General features: G+C 39.4%; 11 protein-coding genes. 1 reads left to right on the plus strand and 10 read right to left on the minus strand.

What is annotated here, in order from left to right:
• The 9 genes from H6G77_RS32990 to H6G77_RS33030 all read right to left on the minus strand — a co-directional run.
• The coding region (locus H6G77_RS32990; protein ID WP_190873821.1) for an alpha-ketoglutarate-dependent dioxygenase AlkB at window positions 1-479 on the minus strand (479 nt) is incomplete at its 3' end.
• A 440-nt stretch (window positions 480-919) separates the two neighbouring features.
• A complete protein-coding gene (locus H6G77_RS32995; RefSeq protein ID WP_190873822.1) occupies window positions 920-1,687 on the minus strand; it encodes a hypothetical protein in 768 nt (255 codons plus the stop codon).
• A 151-nt stretch (window positions 1,688-1,838) separates the two neighbouring features.
• Window positions 1,839-2,051, minus strand: a complete 213-nt coding sequence (locus H6G77_RS33000) for a hypothetical protein (protein WP_190873823.1) — start codon at window positions 2,049-2,051, stop codon at window positions 1,839-1,841.
• A gap of 60 nt (window positions 2,052-2,111) precedes the next feature.
• Window positions 2,112-2,567 (minus strand): DUF1392 family protein, encoded by a 456-nt coding sequence (locus H6G77_RS33005; RefSeq protein ID WP_190873824.1) that lies wholly within the window; start codon window positions 2,565-2,567, stop codon window positions 2,112-2,114.
• A 68-nt stretch (window positions 2,568-2,635) separates the two neighbouring features.
• A complete protein-coding gene (locus H6G77_RS33010; protein WP_190873825.1) occupies window positions 2,636-2,833 on the minus strand; it encodes a hypothetical protein in 198 nt (65 codons plus the stop codon).
• 24 nt (window positions 2,834-2,857) lie between these two features.
• Window positions 2,858-3,055 (minus strand): hypothetical protein, encoded by a 198-nt coding sequence (locus H6G77_RS33015; RefSeq protein WP_190873826.1) that lies wholly within the window; start codon window positions 3,053-3,055, stop codon window positions 2,858-2,860.
• On the minus strand, window positions 3,048-3,371 hold the full coding sequence (locus H6G77_RS33020; RefSeq protein WP_190873827.1) for a hypothetical protein: 324 nt from the start codon (window positions 3,369-3,371) through the stop codon (window positions 3,048-3,050). The genes H6G77_RS33015 and H6G77_RS33020 overlap by 8 nt, the downstream gene beginning before the upstream one ends.
• A gap of 103 nt (window positions 3,372-3,474) precedes the next feature.
• A complete protein-coding gene (locus tag H6G77_RS33025; RefSeq protein WP_242049389.1) occupies window positions 3,475-4,179 on the minus strand; it encodes a hypothetical protein in 705 nt (234 codons plus the stop codon).
• Between the two features lie 305 nt (window positions 4,180-4,484).
• On the minus strand, window positions 4,485-4,766 hold the full coding sequence (locus H6G77_RS33030; protein WP_190873829.1) for a helix-turn-helix transcriptional regulator: 282 nt from the start codon (window positions 4,764-4,766) through the stop codon (window positions 4,485-4,487).
• Between the two features lie 1,228 nt (window positions 4,767-5,994).
• Here H6G77_RS33030 and H6G77_RS33035 point away from each other — a divergent pair.
• Complete coding sequence (locus tag H6G77_RS33035) at window positions 5,995-7,179, plus strand: hypothetical protein (RefSeq protein WP_190873830.1); 1,185 nt, start codon at window positions 5,995-5,997, stop codon at window positions 7,177-7,179.
• A 232-nt stretch (window positions 7,180-7,411) separates the two neighbouring features.
• Here the strand turns inward: H6G77_RS33035 and H6G77_RS33040 are convergent, their stop codons facing one another.
• Window positions 7,412-11,956 (minus strand): caspase family protein, encoded by a 4,545-nt coding sequence (locus H6G77_RS33040; protein ID WP_190873831.1) that lies wholly within the window; start codon window positions 11,954-11,956, stop codon window positions 7,412-7,414.
• Window positions 11,957-11,973 lie beyond the last annotated feature (17 nt).

An 11,973-nucleotide genomic window follows, 5' to 3' on the forward strand; every position in this document is an offset into this window, starting at 1 on the left:
CTACCGTGTTCCAACCAGAAGTCAGTAGGACGGCCACCGATGGGCTTGATCTGAAACTTGCGAACAGCACCCAAACTGATTGATGCGATCGCGGGGTCAAGTCCCATAGATGAGTCATTGTCCGAATGCCATGCGATAGAGTCCGAGCCTGTCCGGTACTGATTTCCGATGACTATACGAAAGCTGTAGCCAGTGAATGCGATGATTCTGTCTCTCAATTCGGCAAGCTTTTCTGTCCAGGGTAAAGGACGGAGCAGTACACTCTTGGAATAGTAGTAGTTACAGCCTTTGTCACCGTACAGACATTCCAAGCGAGGAACATTTGTAGTTTTTCCCAGCATTCTGATCTGATTTTGCTGCCATTGCAGACCCAAACAGTGTTGATAGAGTTGATTGGCTTCTTGAGTGGTTAGAAATTCTGGGTAATAGGTGACTGGTAGGGTTGGGGTGGATTCGGGAAATAAATTGAGTTGTTGCATATTTGGATTGAATTGAATTGATGTAGTGGGTTATGTTGCGGAGAATTTGGGTGGTAAATTTCAGGAGATAAAAGCGAAAACTGATACAATAGAATTAACATTCATCACTGAGACAATCGGACGGCGATTTCACTTTACGAAGGAGTGAGATCGCTCTTTACTTTTTCAAACTGGCTAATGATTTCTGGAATACTGAGCATTTGAAATTCTCCTGATGAATCAAAGAGTTTGGGTGCTTGCAACCTTGTGTTCAAAGAGTTGTTTTAAGTTTTGAAAAGAATGCGGAATTTTGTGAGCAATTGTGTATAAATAAACAACCTATTTTCCTCCTGCAATCGTGGCGCTTTTGTGTACGGTTGCTTTTTACTTTTTGACCAGCCGCATCGTCTTCTTATTAGAGAAAGCCCCAGCCTGCCTTAGTGCTGCTGTTGGGTAACGTACTAGTTTTGACCACTAGAGAAAACCTCAATCAACACACTTTCGGGATACAAGCCAACTCTGCCAAACCTGGGGTCATGAATGCGTTCAATTTCGATGTTTTGTTTACGGCACAAAGCACTGGCCTTCTTTCCCTTTGCACTCGCTTCTTTGGCTGAGATTTCTAATCCTTGGAGATTAGCGAAACCAACGATACTGTACTTGTGACCGGAGGGAGTATTTACTCTGTCTTGCTCAACTTCGACGGCTTTGAGCCTTTCTAAAATTTCGGCTTGCTGTTGTTGCTGTTGAATTAAACGTTGTTCTTGTTCTGCCATCTGTTGGGCGATCGCAGCGAGTAACTGGATTTGGGTCATGGTGGTTTCATGGGAAGGTGCAGGTTTTGTCCAGCCTGTGATATCTTGCATCCAGGCACGAACGCCCACACTTTCAAACGCTTCACAGGCGAGTCTTGCTTGTTGGCTACATCTTTTCCCGGCTTCGTAACCGTAATAATGTAGTATTGTGGCAACAGCGACATCAGGGATACCAGACTGCGACCAAGTTAAAACATCTACGCCTTCAAATCCTTTACGGATAAGCTTTTCAACTAATTTAGAGCCGGAATTGTCCACGGCTGTTTTGAGACTTCTGGCTAATCCAGTTGCATCAACTCCAGCTAATCTTGCTGTGGCGCGAATACTGGCCTTACCTCTGCCAGTTGAGTCAACAGAAATCTCTTGTTTAATCTGCTCAATGATTTGGGCAATTTCGATTTGTGTGTGAGTCATATCAATTTGCAGTTGAAGAATGTTAGGTGTGGTTGTTTTTTCGGTATGATTGCGATGGCATGACTGAAGCTGTGTAATAGAAGACTGTTACCCTATTAATTGAATGCCATCAGGCGATCACTAGCACTCTTTGGCAAGAGATCGCTTTCATTTAGACCTGTGACAATTCACTAGTTTCAGCAGTCAAAATTTGGGCGTTTATTTCTTCAAAAACAACGTGAAAGTTATCCATCACAAGTGCCAATTGCCCACTGTTATATAAGTTAAAAACCTGTTGTTTTATTGCTGCTTGTGTTAATCCGTCTGGAAGATTAACGAGAGTCTCCGTGAATACTTGTTGAGTTATTTGAACTGTGACTATCATGTTTGTTATCCTCAAGATAAGGAGTGTTTTTGTGTAGCGGTTGCACTAGCAATCGCTTTATTAAACATTGACCTTAACCAAATCCTTTTCAGCAATTAAGTAAAAACGATTTGGTTTATTGTTGGTATGGTCAAGACTAGGGGATGAAAATTCAATCAAATAAAACCAAGCACCATCTACAAGCTGAATCCCCAACACCAAACGCTGTTTCTTCCCATATCCGAGTGAACGGAGCAGAACTCTATCCCCTAACGCAAATTCAGGCTGGAAGTTGGTGTTAATTTGCCGCCCTGTTGCAATGATTTGGTGCTTGGTGGCGTGTAGGACTTCTGAGCCAGTATCAATTGAATAAATCCAGTTGTCATACAACCATTTCACTCCGCAGCAGTGACCAAACTTTCTGTTAGTCTTCAGGTAAACGCGCTCAAATAATTTGGCTTCTATGTGATAGATTTTGAACCCCCAAGATGGGGATAAATACCAGCATCTTTCTAAATCTGTGATTTTTTCAGTCATAAATAACTCTCTAAAATTTGATTAGCAATCGCCCCAACATAAGCACTCATTCAAGCGATTGCTATTTCCTAATCAACACTCTCGAATACAACTGAAGGCTGTTGATTGGTTTCTAGTTCGCATTTCAAATATGAAAGTGCTGTTTGAGCATCACCTATAGTTAAGTCTGGCTGATAATCAAGTGCTTGGTAATCGGGATGTAGTTCAATCTGAGATATCAGATATTTGGCAGATTCAACTAATAGCAATAAATCTGGTAAATCCATTGATTTTGCTCCTTCTATCTGAAACTAAAACTGCTTAATAACTGACAGTACAAATCCATGTCCGGTATTCTTGATTTGTGCCTGTTTCTTGTCCAACAAATACTGAATAATCGCTTGTGAAAACTGAACACGATGTAGAGGTATAGAACCACCAGAACCACGCAGCGATCGCAATAATCTAGCAGCAGTTCTTTCAACGTAAGGATCGAAAACTTTAGGCATCCTCAGAACCTCCGATTGCTGCCAGTTGCTCTTGAATTGCTTTGATTTGCTGTTGATGTTCTTCAATTTCTGCTTGCAATTGCTGTTGTATCTCTGCGACAGAAAGCGTTTGAATTTGGTCTTCAGAGTAATGGCGGACTTCATCTGAATGTTTGTCGGGCAGTACTGTATACCGCCAAGAATTACCGTATTCATGGGCTAATTGTGTTCCAGCAGGTTTGTACTCTAAACCGATGACTATGCCCTGCTGAGTCCGTTGACCGAAGGTGAATCTGGGGTATTCCCAGCCGGTTGGAATGCTGATGGTGGGTTGCATAGATTTGTTGATGGTTGAAGGGATTCTTGAATTCAAAATTCAAAATTCAAAGTGCAAAATTAATTTTGAATTTTGAATTTTGCATTTTGAATTGACTTTTTGCTTACGCCGCAACTAATTCCCGCACTGGCTCAAATTCCATCAAAAGCCGCCATTCCTGTTGACTGAGTTGGTCAAATGGTCTGTTTAACAATTCATCCCAATCCAAAACTTCAGCCACCAACAGCATTTGCATGGCTTCATCCACCGAATCACACGCTACCTTCTGCCCTTCTGAAACAGCCCGGATGAACCACCAATGACCGTCTGTAAACCCGACTTCGCCTAATTTCTTGTCATCCTTATAAACGCCATCATCAAGCAGTTCCAAACCATATTTGTCGCATTCAGTGGCAATCTGTACCATAATTTCATTGCCAGTGGTGCAGGGTTTGTCTGTGACGGTCTGTTCTTGCACTGGTAATGAGCCGTCTTTGTAATGTATGCGAATGTAGCGATCGCACATCATTGGGGTAGCTGCACGAAATTCTTCTGCGTTGTTCACCATGACTACCCATCGTTGAGTCACAAAATCGTCGTCATCGTGGGTTACGGTGGCAATCAGCTTGTCGCCTGCGTAATATTCTTTGTCGAAGAAAGATATATCAACTACTCTCAATTCTTCCGGTGCAATCTCTTCAGCTGGCTCCGCAACATACCCGTTCAGTTCTTCTTGAGCAATCGCTTGTTCGTCGGGGGCAGCAATTCTTTTGAGGTGCGGTAGAGCGCAACGGACGGGCGGTTGCTGGGCGGGGGTTGTATGTGGCATGATGGGAATCTCCATGAATATGTGGAACAAAAGGCGATCTCTGAGTTTGCGAGACTAGGGCGGTCGTCTTTTGCTTTTGTGTTTGTGTTTAGATAAATGTTGTGGTTTAGCACAACGTTCTCAATCAGATTAAGCGTAGCTTTATATTTCTTGCTCAAAGCCAGTGGCTAGAAGCGTAAATTGTGAAGAGAGAGTTTAAGCAGCCACTTTTGTTGTCGAAATTTTCAGGATTGAGCGTTTTTCCGTTATTAGTAATTCTTCTCTTGCTTCACAATTAATATATTAGTCTACCTTGGTTGCCACGGTCAACCATTGTAGACAGAAAAAGCATAAATTTTTACTAGTTCTTTGACGGGTATAGATAAAGTTTCACTAATACCACGAGCTATTTCTAAAGAAATAATTGAGTATTTACCGTTTAAAAGCTTACTAAGATTTTGATGACTACAGGAAATATTCATTGTCTGTAAAGCTTGCGCTAACTCTCTTACAGACATATTATTATGTTGTTGCATTGCAGCTTTGACTGTGGCAATTTTTTCGGAATTCCACCGGACGTAAGCCACATCGTCAATATCTACGGCCATTATTTGGATTTCCTTACTGCCTACCACGGTTGACAATCTCATTTTAAATGTCTACCATAGTTTACGTCAATGTAGGTAAGCGATGGCTAGAGTAGTGGTTGCTCGTTTGCCATACCCAAGAAAGTTAGTTTTGAAAGAGCCTCAAGTTTGTTTAAAAGCAATCGCAAGTATGGCTGAATTCCTCAATTTTCTGATAAATATCTGCAAAGTTTAGTAATGCTCTAATTAGGTATACAGGGTCAAACAACAAGACCCAAAGTTCTGCAAACAGTGATCGCAGGCACACCTAATGCCCACACTCTGAAGCACCAAGCCGTTTTGCAACTGAAGTTGGTTTTACAGGTGGCGATCGCAAGCGGGCTAATGTTTGCAGTGGGTTGCATCGATCTGTCTACGAATGAACTATGGCACAGATCAGTTACTGAAGTGAATGAACTGCTGGCGTGGCAGATAGCGGTGCTGCTGAATGTGCTGATACTGTAGGGGCAACTGAATAATTCGTATAAACCTTATGGGAACTGCTAATCATTGCATATGTTGGATTTTGCTGGAAGAAGAATGTGATACTTGTAAGCAGTTGAAAATACTTATAAAATAAAAACTTTAAACATATATTTCTCTCTTTCAGAAGTAAAAATAAGCTAGAAGTTGCCCTTGAACCTAAAATTAACTTTTTTAAGAAAAGATGTCTTTTTTAGGAAAAATTTTTGATTTTCTTTAGATAACCTACTATCGTAAATCTACTGATCCTGCTAATATACTATTCAATGCTGTTCTGAAGATTTGTACGAGTAAAGCTCACAAAGCTAAACATATTTAGTATGGTTACAGTGCTAGATTAAGTGGCATTGAAAAGTTTGTTTTGTTTAACCATAGTCTTTCTGCTATGAAATTGCAGAGGTTTTGTTGTGGTTAACTATTCTCTCGCTATAAGTTTGCAATATGGCTCCAATTAGTAAGGTAATTTGCATTGCCTTTGTTTGACAACTCATTATGACTTGACAATAACTATGAAAACTAAATAAAGCGTTTCTGAATTATCGGATGATTTCGCCCAATTTGAAACGGATGATTAATTCTTTCAAGTGCCGATTCATTATACATTTATGCAACGCTACTAATAAATGTATTAAGTTTTTCTAGTTTTCAAATATCTAAGCGCAATTCTATTGAAGATTGCGTTAGATAATTTTGGTCTTCTTTTGTACCTTATAAGGTTGTAGTTCTTATGAAAGTCTTAACTGATACTCAAGTTGCTATTCAATACAAAAAATTAAATTTATCCTTTAAGCTCATCACTTTTAGTAGTACAAAGCTCCAAGCACTTAAAGCAGTGAAGCCTACTGTGATCGCTATGGGTTGTATTACAGCTGGAATAATTGTCGGGACATCGGCACAAGCGGCACAACGAACAGTAAGCGACTCACGTACGGACGGCACGCTGACACTTATCAACGATACACGATCAGAGGTGTTGATATTTCTCCATAAAGTAGGGGAAACAGAGGCATATACTCGATATGCCTATCTTCCTGCCTGTAGTAAGCGACAAATGTCTGATGACTATAGCGGAGGGTGGCAAGCCAGCGTCAATCTGCAAGAACCGACTAACCTTACCCCAGCGTTTGATGGTAACAGAAGGTTCTACACATCTGCCCACAACGGCAATACACATCCATTACCCTGTAAAATTCCCCATCAACCTGCACGTAGCACTCAAGTATCATGGTTACAGTCAGAACAAGTACCCCGTACCATACAGGTGGCAGCAGGGCTTCCTCGTATCAACATTTTTGGTTCCATAACATCTAATTTTGGTGAAACCCTTGTCCAAGAAGTAGGATTGGCTGTGAGAAAATCACCATTTAAAGATATAGTTCATGGTAATGAGCAAGAGTTTGCGACACTTACAAGAAATATGATTGATCACGGGACGAAGGTACATAGCGACATCCCAGAGTTTAAAAATCCCGTCTTCCTTAATGCTGTAGAAACACAGATTAGAAATAAAGCAAACCAAAATGTTGATGCTGTAATTGATAACTTATTCTCATACGGGCCAAAAAACTCTGACCCGCAGGAAGTACGATCTGCAAAAGTGCTAGAATTCAAGGAATATGTGCTAACACATAATGAAGAAGAAATACAGAAATTCCTTAGAGATGTGTGCGGGATTAGCATAGCGGAAAAGGACAGTCTTCAAATTGCCAAATGGCTAAAAAAATCGGCGGAGGTGGCATCGAAGCAGAATGTAACTCCTCAGCCCACAGTCTTAGGCAATATTGGAAATACATTGATCAATATTGCTACCTCGATACCAATCGTTGGAACGAATTTGTTGAAGGGTAAGATTTGTCCGGCCACCGATTACGAGATCAGTCCTCTGGACACCACGCACGCCGAAGTCTATTAGCCCCACCAAAATCTAATTACTATGAGATTGGGGTTTATAAAGGTTTATAAAGTTGATGAGTGAGAAACTAACCTGTCACAATGATCACGAAAGAAAGGCTCGAAGCACTCACAAGATACTATAAACCCCAGTTCTCAACTTTTCACAAGGCCGAGACACCTTAACGACCCTGAGTGTCAGCATTTTCTGAAAAATGCTTAAGCCATAGGGTAAATACCAAAAACAAAGAAAATCAAACCCTTGTGCAATCCTTCCGATCCATAGCAGCTTTGACCAAGTTGTCTAGATTTAAAGTTAAAGTCTGTATTATTCTGTAGCTATCGTCTCTCATATTTAAACGTATTGCTATAGCAATTTCTTCTCCATTTGAACTGAAAGTAGCAGCCTCCACATTTTTTTTAAGCGTGTGTTTAAACTTTGGTTCTTGTTGCTTTAGGGCTGTTTTTTCAAAGCACAACTCTTTTGTAAGCTCTATGTTCCAGATATCTATGCAACCTGCTTCATCAATTGAAACAACTATTTTACTTTCATCATAAAATTTTAAAGCAGTAATTTTATTTGTAGGTACTGAACACCAACGCTCAATAAGGCTATCATTAAGACGACAGTAAAGTTTAATTTTATATCCCTCTGTCTTTGAATTTATAACCACACCAATCATTTCAGCATCATCGTTTAAACTCAAACAGACAATACTACCTCCTACGTTAGAGATTTTAGAGATTTCTTGTACGCCTTGATTAGCTTCTATTTTGCAAAGATTCACTTCTCCATTAGCATCATTACGACCTAAAACAAAAAACCTACCAGTGGAATTAAAGGTAATTGCTTTAATTTTTTGTGGTTCTTCTTTTAATATGTCTAATAATGATACATTTCTAGTATCTACATTTATTTCCCAAAGACCTATGGTATTATTTTCGTTGGCTATTATAAAACTATTTCCATTAGGACTAAAATTGAGCGTTAATGGTCTGTCTATCGGTTTTTGAATGGAAGCACCCACTATTGTTTCATTTAAGTTGTACCAATTGACCATAACTTCACCAACACTTGTTACATTCATAACAATTTCATTACATCTGCTCAATTGAGTATTGCAAATTTCGCTCTTATTATCAAAAGGGATATTTAGTGCTTCTCCGTTAGATTTCCAAAACCTCATATTTCCAATTTCATCTACCGTGGTGATTATTTGATTATTCGCACTAAAACTAATTTTCCGAATAGTTTTTCCCATATATGGCTCAAATATGTCTCTCAAAGACCAAATCTTAACTGATCCATCATGGCTACTAGAAAGCAATTGAGGGTTCTTTAAATTTAAAGTAAAGCAAATCTTAGTAATGGCTTTTTTATGGCCTGCTAAACTCTGTATTTTTTGTAGTTCAAAATAAGAATCACTGGTAATCATTGAAGTATCCCAAAGATTAATAAGTCCATTAGTATGAGATGATGCCACAATCTTACCATTGGGGCTGAAGGCGACATAGCTTATAGCTTCTTCATCTTGTCCAACCTTTAACATTTTATGTTTTTTGTCTTTACTGATAGACCAAATTTGAAGTTCTCCTTTCCAGCCGCCTACCACTAGAAATTTACCATCAGGGCTAAAGTCAATTGCTGTAATACCTTCAACTAGACCTGTATAAATTGGTGGGTATTTATTATCTGAGTACTTCCCGGAAAGTAGTCGTTTCAAACCAAAATACCCGCCTTTGCGACTATTTAAAGATTGGATATTTCCTGGGTAAATTTGATAAATTCCTTCAGAAGAAATTTGATATTCTATAATATTTATTATATCTTTTGGCACCTTATTATCTAAAGAATACTGAGTAAAAGCAATTATGTTATCTTTTGGGTTGAAAACCACCTGTTTCACAGGATAGTTATGTTCAATTAATATCGTTGGTGCAAAGCTTTTACCCACCCAAAAGATTATTTTTTTATCACTGCCAGCAGAAACTAAAATATTGTTATCTAAACTAAAAGTTACGCTCTCAACTATGCCCATATGTTTTTTAACATTATCTAGAACGTTATCAAGAGAATGCCATGTATTAAAATCATTGTTGTAGAACTTAACTAATCCCCCTTCTCCACCAGCAACAAGAGTTTTGCCATCTGCACTAAAAGCCAAATCAAAAATTTGCTCTTTATTTTCTTTTGAATCTATTCGCTTTTCCTGCAAATTATATAAACTAATTGTTTTATTTGTTTCACCAGATACTGTAGCAATGACTTGAGCCTCTTTATTGCAACTAAAGTTATTAACTTTATCTCTTATATTAATGCTATTAATTTCCCTTGTTTCGCTCAAAAAATAGTTAAATATGATCATAAAATAAAGTTCTTTATCCTTAGCGATTCTTAGATTATTTTTTTGCAGGAGATGCCCTGCTTCGATCATGTTATCTATTGCATCAAGCCTATCATTTGCAGTAAAGAGTCTTTGGGATTCTTTAATTTTAAGTTCTATATCTTTTTCTAAATTTTGTCTTTCTTGCTCTCTTTTTTGCTGGATACTCCGTTCAACAAACTCTGCCTCTTGCTGGTTAAACCAGCTTTTCTCCGATCTAAGAATTTTTTCAAGCTGGTTGAGACGATCGCCATTAGGTAATAGAAGACTGCTATCTTGAGGATTTTTTATCCAATCATTGGTAGCAGCAGTCAAACGCTGCCTTAGTACGAATTCATCTAATTCGTTATCGATCCATTCCTTTAACCTCGCCCATCCTTTCACCAAAGCATCATGGGCTGGTTCTACATAGGGTTCACCCCCAGGTTCTTGTCCACCTACAATTAAACGCGCTTTGTCTAGGCGTTGACAAATTTCCTCTACTCGCTCATTTTCTACATCATGTATATATATCAATTCAGATAAAGGCACTCGTCGCCGTGCTGACTCCCCGCCTTCAATTGTTACCATCCGCAGCATCACCCTTTGCATGGTGAGTTGCTGGGCTTTGTCCAGTTTGTTATGTATTTCCGTTGCTCGATGTGTTAAGGAACCAGCAACTCCGCCTAACTCCTGATAATCTACCTGAGTTAAAGTTCTACTTTCTCGCTCAATACATTTAGTATAAAGTTCACTTAAAGTAAAAGATAACAGTGATAGCGAGCCTGGCATTTGCCCTACTTCGTCAATCAACAGGTCAACTAGATTTGGCGGGTCGAAATCCAACATTTTTTCGTTAGCTGGTCTTTCAATGGCCTGCCGTAATTCATCAGACCTCATGGCTCGTACTGGAAAGCGATCGCCACTCCAATAGGGTTTGAGTGCAGAATCTAAAAAACGTGGTTCAAAGTCGGAGCGCAAGGTAATGATTATGTGCAACCTTTGAGCATTTGCCTCTAATACTTCTGCTAGGAAATTTAAGAACTGCTCTCGCTCTTGTTGCTTGCAGATGGTAATTAGTTCTTCAAATTGGTCAATCACCAATAAAAGCTTTGCATTTGTAGCAATTTGTCTGCCATTGGCTACAATTTCAATAAATTGCCTGGGTGCTTGTATGAGCGTCTGGCTGAGAGACTTAATTACCTCTATTTTACTTTCACTAACTTTAGTATTGATTGCTATTACCTCAGCCAGTGTGGCGAAGGGAGATTCACCAGGACGGAATGTAGGTATAATGTACCAATCTTCGTTATGGTTAGCCTTTATATAAGGGATTAACCCAGCTTTGACTAAACTAGATTTGCCAGAACCGGAAACTCCTAAAACTACAGTTAGTGGGTTTTTAGGGTGAAGAACACGTTCATATAGTTGCTTGATTAGTTCATCTCTGCCAAAAAACAACTGAGAATGCTGTTCTTCATAGCTTTTTAAACCCCGATAAGGGTTGTTTTCTTCGTTGAGTGCTGGTGCATCTTCTAACTTGTTTTGCTCAAAATTGGGTAGTAAAAAGATATACTCGCCTTTGTCATGCTTTTTTAGGGGAAACAAGCCGGGAGTTTGGCGTTTGTCAAGTTCGTCGGTGAGTTCTTCAACTTGATCGCGCACATAGCAATAAAGTTCAGTAGCTGTGATGATACCATCACCTGTTCCTATTGTGTCCGCAGCACCGCGCAAACCCGCAAATAAAGCTTCAGCAAAGGGTGAGTGTTTGTTATCTTCTGTAGTTCCTCTTTGTCCGAAACAACCGAGATAATCGATCGCCTTTTGGTCATGAGCCGCAGATGCGATCGCTTGCCATGCTCTATCTCTAATAAAGCGATCGTACCGTTGTTTATAGACTTTTCGTGCCGGGAGAATTTCTCGATACAAGCTTGACCTAAATGCCCCAGCAAAACAGCAATCTAGTATAACTAGTAAATGACGGCAAGGCAGTTCTACAAGGGCATTATGCAAGTCTGGCATAGGCAGGAGAATTTTGTTAATTTCTATTTGCTTTTGCAGAAGAATATCTCCTCTGGCATCCTGGGGAACAAGATAGCCTGCCAGATTATCTCTGTTTTCTAGCCCATCTGCGGGGACTATTCCATGTCCGGCAAAGTAAAATATTAAACGGTCACTTTCTTCTATCTGTAATGTTTTATCAGGTAAATGTAGTGTTTTTTGTTTAAGGTCTGTTAGTAGAGAAGTTAATTGTAATAATGTAGCTTTTTCATTTAGTAATATTTGCACTTCATATTGATAATTCTCTTGAAGAATTTTGGCAAGTTTTTCAGCGTCAGCAACGGGTGTTTCTAACTCTGGGATACCATTTGAGTAGTTATTAATACCGATAATTATTGCAAGGTTGCGGTGAAAATCGTATTTAGACTTGGACATAGGATGGTTGCAGTTCG

This window comes from Aulosira sp. FACHB-615 (assembly GCF_014698045.1).
Taxonomy (GTDB): Bacteria; Cyanobacteriota; Cyanobacteriia; order Cyanobacteriales; family Nostocaceae; genus Nostoc_B.

What these genes read in the sequence shown, in the direction of transcription:
- H6G77_RS33000 (WP_190873823.1), bottom strand. Translation starts at nt 2,051, where the DNA reads ATGATAGTCACAGTTCAAATAACTCAACAAGTATTCACGGAGACTCTC.
- H6G77_RS33015 (WP_190873826.1), bottom strand. Translation starts at nt 3,055, where the DNA reads ATGCCTAAAGTTTTCGATCCTTACGTTGAAAGAACTGCTGCTAGATTA.
- H6G77_RS33030 (WP_190873829.1), bottom strand. Translation starts at nt 4,766, where the DNA reads ATGGCCGTAGATATTGACGATGTGGCTTACGTCCGGTGGAATTCCGAA.
- H6G77_RS32995 (WP_190873822.1), bottom strand. Translation starts at nt 1,687, where the DNA reads ATGACTCACACACAAATCGAAATTGCCCAAATCATTGAGCAGATTAAA.
- H6G77_RS33020 (WP_190873827.1), bottom strand. Translation starts at nt 3,371, where the DNA reads ATGCAACCCACCATCAGCATTCCAACCGGCTGGGAATACCCCAGATTC.
- H6G77_RS33010 (WP_190873825.1), bottom strand. Translation starts at nt 2,833, where the DNA reads ATGGATTTACCAGATTTATTGCTATTAGTTGAATCTGCCAAATATCTG.
- H6G77_RS33035 (WP_190873830.1), top strand. Translation starts at nt 5,995, where the DNA reads ATGAAAGTCTTAACTGATACTCAAGTTGCTATTCAATACAAAAAATTA.
- H6G77_RS33025 (WP_242049389.1), bottom strand. Translation starts at nt 4,179, where the DNA reads ATGCCACATACAACCCCCGCCCAGCAACCGCCCGTCCGTTGCGCTCTA.
- H6G77_RS33005 (WP_190873824.1), bottom strand. Translation starts at nt 2,567, where the DNA reads ATGACTGAAAAAATCACAGATTTAGAAAGATGCTGGTATTTATCCCCA.
- H6G77_RS33040 (WP_190873831.1), bottom strand. Translation starts at nt 11,956, where the DNA reads ATGTCCAAGTCTAAATACGATTTTCACCGCAACCTTGCAATAATTATC.